This is a genomic window from Hymenobacter sp. (assembly GCF_036388155.1).
Lineage (GTDB): Bacteria > Bacteroidota > Bacteroidia > Cytophagales > Hymenobacteraceae > Hymenobacter.
This window is the reverse complement of sequence record NZ_DASVSI010000099.1, coordinates 18,860-32,500: the sequence shown is the minus strand read 5'-3', so window position 1 is coordinate 32,500 and position 13,641 is coordinate 18,860. Positions and strand designations below refer to the sequence as shown.

Below are 13,641 nucleotides of genomic sequence, written 5' to 3'. Positions count from 1 at the left end.
CGCCCTACTCGTCTAACCGGCTCCACCCACCGCCCCGCTTAGATGAGCCTCTGGCAGATTATCCAACGCCTCCTGCCCTTCGTGCGGCCCTACCGGCCGCTCGTCATTGCCACGCTGCTGCTCACGCTGGTGGGCTCGCTGGCCGCGCAGGTCACCCCCTTCGTGCTGCGCTACACCGTGGACACCGTGCAGGGCCTGCTCGACCGCAACCTGGGCCTGAACGCCGGCTGGACCATGCTAGCCTGGGTGAGCGGCATCCTGCTGGGCAAGGAAATCGTGAACACCTTCATCACCTTCGGGCAGAAGTACTACGGCGAGAAAATCCGCATCAATATTTCCAGCACCTTGTCGCAGACGGCGGTGAGCAAGATTCTGAGCTATGAACTCGGCTTTTTCTCCGACGAGGGCAACCAGACCGGCAAGCTCCAAACCCGCATCGACCGCGGCGTGGAGAGCCTCATGAAGCTGGTGCAAAACTTCTTCATCGACATCCTGCCGCTGTTTGCCAACGCCATTGTGGCCTTAGTGGTGATGTTCGTGGCCAACAAATGGGTGGGCATGGTGGCGCTGGCCATCCTGCCGGTGTACTTCTGGCTGAGCTTCCGGCAGGCCGACCGCCTACAGGGCGTGCGCCGCGGCCTGCAAAAGCTGCGCGAAAGCAAAAACCACGGCATCATCAGCATCATCGACAGCATTGTGGTCATCAAAAGCTTCGTGCGCGAAGAGTTTGAAGCCAAAAAGCAAGCCGACACCCAGCAAAAGCTGGTGAACGCGCAGCTCGTCACGCGCAAAACCAACTTCCGCTACGACGGCCTCAAAACCTTCGTCGAGCAGATTGGCGTGGTCGTCATCATCGTCCTCACGGCCTACCTCGTGCTCGACCGCCAGATTTCCATTGGCGCCATCATGTTCCACATCTTGCTGTTCAACAACGTATCGGCGCCCATCCGGCAGCTCCACCGCATCTACGACGAGATGAACGAGGCCCTCACCTACTCCGAAGGCTTCTTTGCCATCCTCGACGCCGACTCGGCCCTTGAAGAAACCGGCCCCATTCAGCCCGAACAGGTACGCGGCACCTTCGACATCTGCAACGTGGACTTCACCTACCCCAGCGGCACCCAGGCCCTGCACGACGTCTGCCTCACCATCGAAGAAGGCAAAACCACCGCCCTCGTCGGCCTCAGCGGCGCCGGCAAAAGCACCATCATCAACCTGCTCTGCAAGTTCTACGCCCCCGACTCCGGCCAAATGCTCCTCGACGGCAAGCCGCTGGCCGACTACGACACCCACGCCCTGCGCCAGCGCATCGGCCTGGTCCTCCAGAAAAACCACATTTTCAAGGGCACCATCGAAGAAAACATCCGCTACGGCGACTTCGCCGCCACCCAGGCCGACATCGAAGCCGCCGCCAAACAAGCCTACCTCCACGACCAAATCCTGGACCTGCCCCGCCAGTACCAGTCCGATGCCCAGCAGCTCAGCGGCGGCCAGCAGCAGCGCATCGCCATCGCCCGGCTGTTCCTCAAAAACCCGCCCATCATCTTCCTCGACGAGCCCACCGCCAGCCTCGACGCCATCGCCACCGAGCAAATAAAGAACTCACTCGACGCCATCAAGCAGGGCCGCACGGTGGTCATCATCTCCCACAGCCTCGCCCAAATCGTGGATTCGGACTGCATCCACGTCATGAAAAAAGGCCGCCTCGTGGAAAGCGGCACCCACGACGAACTGTACGTTAAGCACGGCACCTACCGCGAGATTTTCGACGCCTCCGCGCGGAGTCTCAACATTGAGAAACTAGCCAAAACCATGGCCGATGATGGGGACGAGGTGCTGGATACGGCTTCGTGAGGAAGTATGCATTTGCACTTCCATGAAAGTTTCTTTAAAGCTTTAATATAGATATTGTTTATCATGCGTTACTTTGTATCACAATTAAATAACTATCTCAAAATCATGACAAAAAATCCATTACGCTGTATCGCATTGGGGCTGCTTATGCTATGTGCATGCAAAAAAGAGAATAGTGAAGAAAGCCTGCCTACTTGGGAAGGTATTTACGAGTCCGAACCTACTATTTTATCTATCAACCCCATTATTATGTATACAGCAAATGGTGCAGTTAATAGTCAAAATACAATAGAAAAGTTTATAAGAAGAAATCTTTTACTTACATCCCCATTATTTTCTAGCACTAATACTCCGAACCCATCAGGGGAATCATATACCCTCACCATTATGCCGAACAATCAAGCAACAATAGCTTATAAGCACCCGCTAATAAGCGGTTCAGTCAGCTATGCCATTGCATCCAGAAGTAGAGAAAGATTGCACCTTCTTAGTGTTGATTCAACTTCAAACAATCTTTTCATTAACGCTAATAGATGCACGGTACTCAATCAAAATGTCCCCGCTGTTAGTACACCAGCACGTTGTATACCCGGAAGTCCTGGTGTTACGTTATTTTGCAAGTTCCGTACAAGCAAACTAATTAGTGTAGCCAATGGTCAGCTTTTCGCGCCTCAACTTAGTTGGTATGTAAAACTGCAGCAATCCCCAAATGCATATTGTTCATCAGGGTATGGTGGGTCTTGGAATATATTTAATCAATCCGTAACAAACCAGCTTATGGCTGGAGATACCATTCTAGTTCAAGAAAGAGCATTTGCCTTCCGAAAGAAATGACTTCATTTCCGCTTTCTGTCGGACAGAAAAGCACTCTATGACCATCGAAGACCTTCAAGCCCTTTGCCTGCGCCTGCCCGGCACCACCGAGGACCTGAAATGGGGCGTGCATCTGTGCTTCAGCGTGAGCGGCAAAATGTACGTCGGCACCTCGCCCGATGCCCTGCCGCCCACCGCCTCGTTCATTGCCTCGCCCGAGGAACCGGCAACACTGGGCCCGCTGGGCACTTTCGCCTTGACCCTTGCGTATCTTCCCTGACCTAACTGCCTATTGCCATGCATCTCCGCGCCCGCATCATCGACGACGTCAACTCCATTGCTGACCTGCAGCTGTTGCATCAGCTGTTCGACTACGTGCAGGTGATAAAGCGCACCGCTGCCCAAGTTGCGCCCAATCGGGAGGCCGTATTAAGCTTCGCGGGCACCCTCGATGATGCCGAAGCTCAGGCCCAGCGTCAGACATTAACGCAGGAATTTGGCCGCATCGAAGGCGAGTGGTAGCATGACAACCATTGCGCTAGACACCAACGTTGCGGTAGATTTATTGAATGGCAAACCAGGTATTGTAGAGCTACTGCGACAGTTCGACATCATCTACCTACCTGTCACCGTCAGCGGCGAATTGCTTTTTGGAGCTAAAAACTCCGCCAATCGGCTTCGCAATGAAAGCCGCTACCAAGCCTTTATTGAAAGCTGCATCTTACTCGACACGAATGCGCTGGTAGCCGAAACGTACGCGGAAATTCGCCTGTCGTTAAAACAAAAAGGACGGCCTATTCCGGAAAATGACATCTGGATTGGTGCCCTGTGTGTCGTACACGAAGTACCGCTGCTCTCGCACGACCGCCATTTCGAGTACATCGAAGGCTTGGAATTGCACAAAGTAGAATAGAGAGCCGCCTAACGTCCTCCGCCCCCGAACCGCCAATAGTCCTGCCCTACCTGCTTCACCAGCGCCTCCAGCAGTTGCCGCGTGCGAGCCAGCGCGAGGGTGGCCGCCTGCTGTAAGCGGGCCCGGTCGGTATGGCAGGCAGTGTGCGGCTTGCCGTCCTCGTCGCCTTCCAGGAAATACACCTTGTCGGCGGTGGCGTAGGCGCCGGCGGTCCAGCCCTGGTCCATGTCGTCATAGAGGAGGCCTTCGGGCATCGGGTCGGCCAGGCTTTTGAGGAGGGAGGCGCTTTCGGGAAACGTGTCGTACCACGGAAACGAGAGTTGTACCTCGCCGCGGCTCAGCAGCAGGGGCCGCATCCAGAAGTAGTGCGCTTGCTCTCGCAGCTGCTTGCGGTGCTTGGCCGCCGCCTGCACCACCGAGGTGTAGTAGCGTGCCAGCTCGCTTTCGTGGCCCTGCGCGGCGGCGCTCAGCACCAAATGCCCGGTGCGTGTTTGGCGGGGCTGGTAAAGCTTTTCCACCTTGTTGCGCATGTCATTCGGCTCGGGCTTGTTGAAATTGCCGTAGAAAAAATCCGGCCTTATCAGAAAAGCCACGTCGGGCGCCAAATCGGGCAGGTACTTGGAATTACGGGTAAACTCGGCCAGGTTATCGAAAAGCATGGGGGCTGAGCCGCCGGCAGTGAGGGGCACGGCGGCTCAGCCAATATACTCCGGTTAGCACGAGCCTCGCGCAGCGCAACACGACCAAGCCACGTCTAAAAACTACCCGTGAAACGGGCAGCCCGAAACAGCTGCCGCTACCGGCGCTTCCCGCTCCGGGGCCAGCAAGCGCACGTTGCGCATGATGAAGCCGCTGCGGGGCAACGTGGGCATGCGGGTCAGGTCGTAGCTCAGGTCTTGGGGCGGCACGTCGTAGCGCAGGCAGCGGGCCAAAAACAGCACGGCTTGCTTGATGACGGAGAGCGTAATCCACTCGCCGGCGCAGCGGTGGCCGCTGAGATAGTCGCCGCCGCCCTGGGGCAGCATGTCGAAGGGCGTGGGTTCGCGGTTTTCGAACCGCTCGGGCCAAAACGTGTCGGGCTCCTGCCACAGGCGCGGGTCGTGGTTGGTGCCGTAGATGTCGAGCAGCGTGAGCGTGCCTTTGGGGAAGCGGTAGCCGTTCCATTCAAAGTCCTCTTTCACCCGCGCACCCAGAAACGGGCCGAAGGGAAAATCGCGGCGCACCTCCTGCGCAAACAGGTGCGCGTAGCTGTCGTCTTGTTGCAGCAGCAGCCGGTACGGGGCATGCTCGGCCAACGCTTTGGCCCCGAAGGTAATGTAAGTGGCAATGGCCACGATGGGCCGCAGCAGGTTGATGATTTCCACGGCCGTCATCTGGGGGCTGAGCAGGCCGTCTTCGTTTTCAAACCAGATAAAAGCTTCGGCCGGCGAGTTGGGCTCCGCGCTGGCGCGCCCTTTGCGCACGTCCTTCACAAAGGCCCGCACCCAGGCTTCGGCGCGACGCCGGGCGCGCTTGCCCCGGCTGTGCCGGGCGCCTACCCCGCCAAAGGCATCCACCATGCGGCCAAAATCGCGGGCGCGCAACCGCACTTCGTCCTCGCGCAAGGGCATGCCCACCCAGGCGCAGGCCGCCCGGCAGAGAACATCCTGCGCGGCGGGAAACAGCTCCACCTCCGGCATGTGCTCCCACTCCCGGGCCGCCAGTTCCCATTCCTCGGCTAGTATCTCGAGCAGGTAGGTCACGCGGCCGGGCGTCATCAGGTCCATGAAGAGGCGTTTGCGGCGCTGGTGCGCGCCGTTGTCGAGCGTCTGAATGGCGTTTTGGCCCATGAGCGTGGTTTGGATGCGTCGGGGCACGGCGCCGGTGCGCACGAAGCGCGCGGGGTCGTAGAAGAGGGCGGCTGCTTCGGGGCCGTGCAGGCAGATGGTTTTCTGCAGCATCAGGCGCGTCTGGAAAACGTCGGTTTCCAATTGCTGGCAGCGGTTGGCGATGAACGTAAAGCCTTCGCGCAACACCGCCAGGGTGCTGTCGAAGCCGGGGGCTTGGGGGATTTTAGGCATGCGTAGAGGGGGCAGGGATGAGGCCTTTCCTACGCAGGCAAACCCGATGGGATGCAAGTGTCCAGGCTTAAAAAAAGCCGCCGCCGAGCTTTCAGTGCAGATAAGCCTAACCATAACCCCGGCAGAATACCAACGTTAGTAATTCTTCATCCTTCCCCTACATTTCACATCATGGCAACCCAAACCGCTCTCATTACAGGCGCCACCAGCGGCATTGGCCGCGAGCTGGCCAACTGCTTCGCGCAGGACAAGTACAACCTGGTCATTGTGGCCCGCGACCAGCAGGAGCTCGACCAAACGGCTTCGGAAATCAGCCAGCAATACGGCGTCGAAGTGCTGCCCATATCGGCCGACCTGTTTCGCAAGGAAGCGCCTTTTGAAGTGTACGACGAGGTCCGAGCCCGCGGCATTCAAATTGATGCGCTGGTGAACGATGCCGGCCAGGGCCAGTACGGCCTGTTCACGACCACCGACATCAACCGCGAGCTCGACATCATTCAGCTCAACATCGGGGCGTATGTGATTTTCACGAAGCTCTACCTGCAGGAAATGGTGGCCCGCAACGAAGGCAAAATTTTGCAGGTGTCGAGCATTGGCGGCGAGCTGCCGGGCCCGCTGCAGGCCGTGTACCACGGCACCAAGGCCTTCATCACGTCTTTCACCGCCGCCATCCGCGAAGAAGTAAAGGACACCAACGTGACGATAACCAACCTGGAGCCCGGCGTGACGGACACCGACTTTTTCAGCAAAGCCGACATGGAGCGCTCGAAGCTGGTGGCCAACGGCGCCAGCAAGGCCGACCCCGCCAAAGTGGCCAAAGACGGCTACGAAGCCCTGCTGGCCGGCAAAGACAAGGTCATCTCCGGCTTCATGAACAAAGCGCAGGTGCACATGAGCAACGTCACGCCCGACTCGCTGGTGGCCGCCGGCTTGCACAAGATGGGCGAGCCCGTGGACGGCGACGAAAGCGCCCACCAATGAGCCGCCGTGGCGGACCCAAAAAAGCCTGGCCGGTATTGGCCGGGCTTTTTTGTGCGTGTACGGACGGGAAGGACGCTTTATGACCAGGCGCAGCCACCGTTTGCGCTGGCTATAACAAGTAGATAAGCAGCGCTCTAAGCCCTGATATTGCTCTGATTTGGCACTACTCGCATCGGCTTGTCATCAGGAATACGCCGACGAGCGGCCGAAATATCGTCCGGGGCCCGTACAAGGCGCTTCACTCTTGTGTAGCCACCGCGGCTGCAACTTTGCCCCATGAAGCTTTTCGTTTTTTCGCCCCTGAGCGCCTCCGCCCGCACCCATTTAGAGCAGCGCCTCCCCGCCGACGTTGAGGCCACCTTCGCGGCCGACCTCGGTCGCGAAGCAACGCCGGCCGCCGTGCAAGCCGCTGAAGTGCTACTGGGCAACCCGCCGCCCGCCATGCTCACGGCCCCACTGCCCAACTTGCGCTTCTGGCAAATCGACTCGTCTGGCTTTGAGCGCTACCGCGAGGTGCAGCTGTCGGTGCCGGTGGCCAACATGGGCGACTTTTTTGCCTGGCCCTGCGCCGAAACCATGGTGGCGGGCTTGCTGGCGCTCTACCGCCACATTCCCGAGCTGGCCGTGCTGCAGGCGCAGAAAAAGTGGGTGGGCGGCGCTTTCGTGCGCAACCGGGCGCAGCTCTTGCGCGGCCGTCGCGTGGTTATTCTCGGGTCGGGGGCCATTGGCTTGGCCGTGCGTCAGCAGCTCACCGGCTTCGACTGCGCCGTGCAGCTGCTGGCCCGCACCGACCCACAAGCCCAGCTGCACTCCAAAGAAGAGCTGCTGCAAGCGCTGCCCGAAACCGACATCTTGGTAAACTGCCTGCCGGGCAGCGCCGAAGGTTTTTTCTCCGCCGACTTGGTGGCCGCCATGCGCCCCGGCAGCATGTACGCCAGCGTGGGCCGCGGCAATACCACCGACGAGCCCGCCCTGATTGCCGCGCTGCAGTCCGGCCGCCTCAGTGGTGCTGTGCTGGACGTGACGGCCACCGAGCCCCTGCCCCCCGACAACCCACTCTGGAGCCTACCCAACGTGCTGCTCACCCAGCACACCGGCGGCGGCCAGCCCGCCGAAGACGAAGCCAAAGCCGACATGCTGCTCCGCAACCTGGAGCTGCTGCGCAACGGCCAGCCACCGGAAAACCTGGTGGAGCTGAGCCGCGGGTATTGAGCGCTCTGCATGACGGCAATTCTGGTGCTTCGTGGTTATGCCAAACCCTACTTCTTCTTAGGCAGCCAAGTCTCCTTGCCTGCGAAAATAATTTTTAGCGTGTATTGCTTGGCTTCTTTAGCGGTGAGTTGCCGCGACCAAGCGGCCCGCTCTTGGGCATTAGCGCCGGGGCCAGTGGACTTGTATTCCGCAAAAAACGCCGTCTTCTCGTTTTCTGGTTTTTTCCAATTGTCCCAGCCCTGAGGCTCGATGTGGACGCCCATGTCGGTATTCAGATACACCACTTTGGCATAGGGGCGCCAGGGCCGGCCCAGGTATACTTTTTTCGCGAGCGCAGTATCGGCTGTGAGCTTGCAATTCAGGAACACAAAGCCGTAGCGCTGCTCAGCAGGAGTTGAAGCGGCCGTGATATACGAATTCTTCTTGCTGTTGATGGTGCAACGGTTGAACACGGCCGTGCTGGCCCCGAAAATAAAGTCGGTCGTGCCCTCGATGTAGCAGTCTTGGAAGTACTGTCGATTCCCGGCCGTGGCCACCAACAGCACGTCCTGGTTGCCCAGCAGGCGGCAGTGGCGAAAAGTGGCGCGGTCGCCCTCCACGTGCAGGGCCACGGCCTGGCCGGCCGTGTAGCCAGCAGCGTTTTCAAAAGTCAGGTTCTCGGCCTCGAAATCGGGAGCCTGCACCAGCACCGTGTGCGAAGTGAAGGTGTTGTGCCCGGCTGCATCGCCCGTGTGGTCGCTCCCCGTGATGACGGTGCTGGCCGCGTCCTCCCCCACCAGCCGCACGTGGCTTTTGCCAGCAGGCACCACCAGCTTTTCGCGGTAAACGCCTTTTTTCACCAAGATGGTAACGGGCTTCTGCGACTGGCTGGGGGCGGCGTCTACGGCTTCTTGCAGGGTGCGGTAGGTGCCCGAGCCGTCTTGCGCCACCACCACAGTGCTGGCTTTGGGCGTGCGTTGCGCCAGCGCCGGTCCAGCCGCCAGCAGCAAAACCCCATAAAGTATCGTGACTCGAAACATTGATTATTTGGCGGGCTGAGGGTCCCAGCCGTGCAGCACGTTCTGAAGGGTGTAGGTTTTGGCTTCCGCCTCCGTGAGTTGATGCGACCAGGGCACCCGCTGCTTCGGGGCCGCGCCCGGGCCGCGGCTTTGGTATTCGGCGTAGTAGGCGGTTTGCTTGTTGGTTTCCTTGCCCCAATGGTCCCAGCCCGTGGGGCCGATGATGGCGCCCAATTCGCAATTCAGGTACACCGTTTTGGCGTGCGGCCGCCAGGGCCGGCCCAGCAAGAAGCTGCCCGCCGGCGCATCGCCTCGAATGCGGCACTTATTGAACACGTAGCCAAAGCGCGTGGTGTCGGGCGTAGAAGCGGCGGTGACGTAGCCGCCCTTTTTGCAAAAAATGTCGCAGTTTTCGAACCAAGCGGTGCTGGAGCCAAAGATGAAATCCACCGTGCCCTCGATGTAGCAGTTCTTGTAAAACTGCCGGCTGCCGTAGCCATAGGTATACAGCGTGTCCTGAAACCCCAGGAAGCGGCAGTTCTCGAAGCGTGCCCGGTCGCTGGCCACCCACAAGGCCACCGCCTGCCCCACCGGCCCCGACGAGTTCTGAAACGTCAGGTTTTCAGCTGAAAAATCCGGGCCATATAGATAGCAACTGGCCGAGCCCGACGTTCCCTTGTCCTCGCCGAAAATGTTCTTCTTCTGGTTGTAGTCGTCGTAGGTCAGGATGGTTTTGTCGCGGTCCTCGCCAATGAGCGAGACGAAATGCTTGGACCCCGCCAGAATCAGCTTCTCCTTGTAAGTGCCTTTTTTGATGAAGATGGTAGTGACTTTCTTCCGGAAATCAGGCACCGCGTTGAAGGCTTCCTGCACGGTGCGAAATTTGCCGCTGCCGTCCTGCGCCACCACAAAATCGTAGCCGAAGGCCCGGCCCAAAGCGGCAATGCTTAGCAGCAAGAAAAGAAATAATTGCTTCATGGAAATGCGGGGTTGGAGGTGCAAACCTAGCAGCTAGGGCAGCCAAAACCACCGGTTTTTTGCGTAATCGTTGCCGGCCAAGCGCCGTCATTTCCTGTTGCCGCATGTGTAATCGGGCCACCGCGGGCATCAAAAAGGCATTACCACACTTCAACATGCCTTTATGCGACTACTCTTACTGCTCTGCGCCTGCCTGTGGTCTTCCCTTGCCTTCGCCCAAACCCCCATTTCCGGACGGGTGCTGGATGCAAAATCCGGCGATGGACTGCCCGGCGTCACCGTGTTGCAAACCGCCACCACCAATGGCACTTCTTCCGGTTCGGATGGATACTTCTCCTTCACCGTACCCAACCGGCCTGACAGCGTGGCGCTCACGGTTTCGTCCATCGGCTACGCTACGCAGCACTTGCGGGTGGCCGGCGGCAGCAACATCACGCTTCGATTGGCCGTCGACTTGAAGTCCATATCCGAATGCTGCTGTTTAGCGCCGCCCAAGCTCGAGGTTTCCCTAATCAGCGGCGTGCGCTACGCTGCTTTCGGCGCGGGCATAATGCTGCACGGCTCCCGTTTCATCCGCGTGCCGCTCACGGCCACCGCCAGCTACCAAACCAATTTAGCCCGCAATCACGCCCTACGCATTGGCCTGGTCCTGCCATCAATTCGGCGTTTCCGCGCCCCGAGCGTCACCGAAAACCTGGAATACCAACAACTGCGCGTACCCGCCGCCAACATGGCGTTCGATAGCTACACCGCAGACTTGGGCGTTTACGTTGGCTACCTCGGCGGCGTGCGGCTCCCTACCTTGGTGCTGGGCACGGGCTATGCACGCTGGCGCCCAACCGGTGCCGAAGTTTCCTCCACCAGCACGGGCTATGGCTACACGCTTGGACTGCGATTCAATGCTTTTCCGGCGCCGTTCAACGTGTATGCCTCGGCCCAGGCCACGCACTGGCCAACCTACTGGCAGTGGCAAGGACGCCTCACGCACGGCCTGCCCCGCCAGTTTGAGGCCAGCGTCGCGCTGAACCAGCTGCGCAACTATACCGAAATTTCCCTCCTGCTGAGCCGCTCTTTCCATTAAGCCAAACGCAAAAAAGCCCGGCTAACTAACTGGCCGGGCTTTTTCGTTCAATGAATCAGGCCGCGCCTATTCTTGCATGCCCGACACTTTGGTCAGCACGTCCACAATCTCAGCCGAGATGCCCGTGGTGCTGAAACCACCGTCGTGCATCAGGTTTTGCATGGTCACGTAGCGGGTCAGGTCCGAGAAGAGCGAGATGCAGTAGTCGGCGCAAGCCTCGGCCGGAGCGTTGCCCAACGGTGACATCATGTCGGCAAAGTTGTAGAAAGCATCGAAACCGGTGATGCCGGTGCCGGCCGTGGTTTTGGTGGGCGACTGCGACACCGTGTTCACACGCACTTTCTTGAGCTTGCCGAAGCGCTGGCCGTAGCTGCGGGCAATGCTTTCGAGCATGGCCTTGGCCTGAGTCATGTCGGTGTAGTCAAGGAAAGCGCGCTGGGCCGCGATGTAGCTCAGGGCCACAATGCTGCCCCACTCGTTCATGGCGTCCTGCCGCTCGGCCACGGCCATCATCTTGTGGAACGACAGCGCCGACACGTCGATGGTCTGGTTGAAGAATTTGTAGTCCAGTTCGCCGTAGTGCTTCTTTTTGCGTATGTTAGCGCTCATGCCGATGCTGTGCAGCACGAAGTCAATCTTGCCGCCCAACTGCTCCTGTGCGCCTGAAAACAGCGCCTCCAGCTCTTCCGTCGACGTAGCGTCGGCCGGGATGATGGGCGCGTTGCACTCCTCGCTCAGCTTGTTGATTTCGCCCATCCGCATGGCCAGCGGCGCGTTGGTGAGCACGAAGCGGGCGCCTTCGGCGTGGGCCTTTTGGGCCACTTTCCACGCAATGGATTGGTCGTTGAGAGCGCCGGAAATAATGCCGACTTTGCCGGCGAGGAGATTATTGGCCATATGGTGAAACGGTGAAATGGTGAAGTGTGAGCAACGTGCTGTCCAAAGGTTGGGCACAAACGCGTGGCAAGTTAGCAAACAGCCTTACCTCCCACCCATCAACTCACTATTTCACCACCTCACCACTCACCGTTTCGCCCCGCAATGCCAGCAGTTCGCGGGCGCTTTGGAAAGCATTCTCGCTCGGCTTGGCGCCCGCAATCATGTGCGCGATTTCCTTGATGCGGTCGTCCTGGTTCAACTCCCGGATGCGGCTCACGGTACGGTCGGCGCGGTCCTCTTTGTACACGAAGTAGTGCACGTCGCCGGCCGCGGCCATTTGCGGCAAGTGCGAAATGGCCACGAGTTGGTGCTTCTGCGCCATTTGCTGCATCATGCGGCCCACTTTCACGGCAATTTCGCCGGAGATGCCGGTGTCAATTTCGTCGAATACGATGGTGGGCAGGGCCGTCTTGTCAGCCAGCATGTACTTGATGCACAGCATCAGGCGCGAGAATTCACCGCCCGAAGCGGCTTTGCTCAGGGTCTGGGGCTGGGCGCCTTTGTTTGCCGTGAAGAGGATGCTCACCACGTCGGTACCACTCGCGGCAGGCGCACCGGTGCTGTGCTGCACCACAATGCGGGCGTGCGGCATGCCCAGGTCGGCCAGCAGCAGGCCCAGCTGCTTCTCGAAGTTCGGGAACGACTTACGGCGGCTTTCCGACAGCTTTGCGGCTTGCTTGGTCACGGAAGCAAGAGCAGCGTCCGAGTCTTTGCGCAGGCGGGCGATTTCTTTGTCCAGGCTCAACACGGAGCTTACTTTTTGGCGCAGTTCGTTGCGCACAGCAACGAGGGCAGGCAGGTCGCGGGCCTGGTGCTTGCGCTGCAGTGTATAAAGCACGTTCAGGCGGTCCTGCAGCTCCTCGGCGCGGGCGGGGTCGCCTTCGGTGCGGCGCTCGGCGGTTTCTACCTCGTCGGCGATGTCGTGCAGCTCAATCAGGCAGCTGTCCAGGCGCTCGCGCAGCTCCTTGAAGTTGTCGGCGTAAGTGGCGACTTGCCCCAGCAGCGTCACGGCTTCCTTGATGCTGCCCGTGGCACAGCTTTCGCTGTCGCGCAGGCCGTGGAGGGCCTGGCTCAGCTTGTACTTGATTTCCTCGGCGTGCTCGAGTTGCTTCACCTCCTGCTCCAGGGCGTCCTGGTCTTCGGTGTCGAGACGGGCCTCCTCCAGCTCGTTCAGCAGAAAGCTGTTGTAGTCGAGCTCCTTGCTGGCCTGCGCCGCCTGGCTTTCCAGCGTGTTCAGGTCGGCTTCGAGCTTGCGGTACTGGCGGAAGGCGTTGCTGTAGTGCGTGCGTTGCGGGACCAAGCCGGCAAACAAGTCCAACAGATTGAGCTGAAACACGGCATCACCCAGCAGCAGAGTGTCGTGCTGCGAATGAATGTCCATCAGGTTGGCGCCTATTTTCCGTAGCGCTTCCAGCGTCACGGGCGTGTCGTTCACAAAGGCGCGCGACTTGCCGTTGGGACTGATTTCGCGCCGCAAAATGCACTGCACGTCGTAGTCCAAATCTTCGGCCTCGAAGATGTCCTGCAGCTGATAATTGGCAATGTCAAACTGGCCTTCAATCACGCATTTGCGCTCGGTGTCGAACAGCATGCGCGAGTCGGCCCGGTTGCCGAGCAACAGGCCAATGGCACCCAGCATAATGGATTTGCCCGCACCGGTTTCCCCCGTAATAATATTCAGCAGCGGCGACGGACGCAACTCTAATTGCTCAATCAACGCGTAATTCTTGATACGTAAATCGACTAACATTATAGTAATTATGAATTACGAATTATGAGTTATGAATCACAAGCTGCCGTTCCAACAACTCA

At 59.2% G+C, this 13,641-nt stretch carries 14 protein-coding genes; 8 read left to right on the top strand and 6 right to left on the bottom strand.

Going from position 1 to position 13,641, the window contains the following annotated elements; all coding sequences use genetic code 11:
* The first annotated feature begins 42 nt into the window (after positions 1–42).
* The 5 genes from VF629_RS13610 (at position 43) to VF629_RS13590 (ending at position 3,580) form a co-directional block, all read left to right on the top strand.
* Positions 43–1,854: an ABC transporter ATP-binding protein gene (locus VF629_RS13610; protein ID WP_331059035.1), complete on the top strand. Its 1,812-nt coding sequence runs from the start codon at positions 43–45 to the stop codon at positions 1,852–1,854.
* A gap of 63 nt (positions 1,855–1,917) precedes the next feature.
* Positions 1,918–2,688 carry a hypothetical protein gene (locus VF629_RS13605; RefSeq protein WP_331059034.1) on the top strand — a complete coding sequence of 257 codons (771 nt, stop codon included), beginning with the start codon at positions 1,918–1,920 and terminating at the stop codon, positions 2,686–2,688.
* A 37-nt stretch (positions 2,689–2,725) separates the two neighbouring features.
* Positions 2,726–2,947: an MmcQ/YjbR family DNA-binding protein gene (locus VF629_RS13600; protein ID WP_331059033.1), complete on the top strand. Its 222-nt coding sequence runs from the start codon at positions 2,726–2,728 to the stop codon at positions 2,945–2,947.
* Positions 2,948–2,964: 17 nt separating this feature from the next.
* On the top strand, positions 2,965–3,189 hold the full coding sequence (locus tag VF629_RS13595; protein ID WP_331059032.1) for a hypothetical protein: 225 nt from the start codon (positions 2,965–2,967) through the stop codon (positions 3,187–3,189).
* A 1-nt stretch (position 3,190) separates the two neighbouring features.
* Positions 3,191–3,580 (top strand): type II toxin-antitoxin system VapC family toxin, encoded by a 390-nt coding sequence (locus VF629_RS13590; RefSeq protein WP_331059031.1) that lies wholly within the window; start codon positions 3,191–3,193, stop codon positions 3,578–3,580.
* A gap of 8 nt (positions 3,581–3,588) precedes the next feature.
* Here VF629_RS13590 and VF629_RS13585 read toward each other — a convergent pair whose 3' ends face one another.
* Together VF629_RS13585 and VF629_RS13580 are read right to left on the bottom strand one after the other, a co-directional pair.
* The gene (locus tag VF629_RS13585) at positions 3,589–4,239 is read right to left on the bottom strand and encodes a hypothetical protein (protein ID WP_331059030.1); all 651 of its coding nucleotides are present in this window, start codon (positions 4,237–4,239) and stop codon (positions 3,589–3,591) included.
* A 102-nt stretch (positions 4,240–4,341) separates the two neighbouring features.
* Positions 4,342–5,640, bottom strand: a complete 1,299-nt coding sequence (locus tag VF629_RS13580) for a cytochrome P450 (RefSeq protein WP_331059029.1) — start codon at positions 5,638–5,640, stop codon at positions 4,342–4,344.
* A 171-nt stretch (positions 5,641–5,811) separates the two neighbouring features.
* Between VF629_RS13580 and VF629_RS13575 the strand changes: the two genes are divergently transcribed.
* Positions 5,812–6,621 carry an SDR family oxidoreductase gene (locus VF629_RS13575; RefSeq protein ID WP_331059028.1) on the top strand — a complete coding sequence of 270 codons (810 nt, stop codon included), beginning with the start codon at positions 5,812–5,814 and terminating at the stop codon, positions 6,619–6,621.
* A 276-nt stretch (positions 6,622–6,897) separates the two neighbouring features.
* Entirely contained in the window at positions 6,898–7,833 is a 936-nt protein-coding gene (locus VF629_RS13570) for a D-2-hydroxyacid dehydrogenase (RefSeq protein WP_331059027.1), read from the top strand.
* Positions 7,834–7,880: 47 nt separating this feature from the next.
* Here VF629_RS13570 and VF629_RS13565 read toward each other — a convergent pair whose 3' ends face one another.
* Both VF629_RS13565 and VF629_RS13560 read right to left on the bottom strand, forming a co-directional pair.
* Positions 7,881–8,822 (bottom strand): pectinesterase family protein, encoded by a 942-nt coding sequence (locus VF629_RS13565; protein ID WP_331059026.1) that lies wholly within the window; start codon positions 8,820–8,822, stop codon positions 7,881–7,883.
* A gap of 33 nt (positions 8,823–8,855) precedes the next feature.
* On the bottom strand, positions 8,856–9,809 hold the full coding sequence (locus tag VF629_RS13560) for a pectinesterase family protein (RefSeq protein ID WP_331059025.1): 954 nt from the start codon (positions 9,807–9,809) through the stop codon (positions 8,856–8,858).
* A gap of 163 nt (positions 9,810–9,972) precedes the next feature.
* On the opposite strand from VF629_RS13560, the gene VF629_RS13555 reads away from it, so the two are divergent.
* Complete coding sequence (locus VF629_RS13555) at positions 9,973–10,890, top strand: carboxypeptidase-like regulatory domain-containing protein (protein ID WP_331059024.1); 918 nt, start codon at positions 9,973–9,975, stop codon at positions 10,888–10,890.
* A gap of 66 nt (positions 10,891–10,956) precedes the next feature.
* Here the strand turns inward: VF629_RS13555 and VF629_RS13550 are convergent, their stop codons facing one another.
* Positions 10,957–11,787 carry an enoyl-ACP reductase FabI gene (locus VF629_RS13550; protein ID WP_331059023.1) on the bottom strand — a complete coding sequence of 277 codons (831 nt, stop codon included), beginning with the start codon at positions 11,785–11,787 and terminating at the stop codon, positions 10,957–10,959.
* 106 nt (positions 11,788–11,893) lie between these two features.
* Positions 11,894–13,579: a DNA repair protein RecN gene (gene recN, locus VF629_RS13545; protein WP_331059022.1), complete on the bottom strand. Its 1,686-nt coding sequence runs from the start codon at positions 13,577–13,579 to the stop codon at positions 11,894–11,896.
* Positions 13,580–13,641 lie beyond the last annotated feature (62 nt).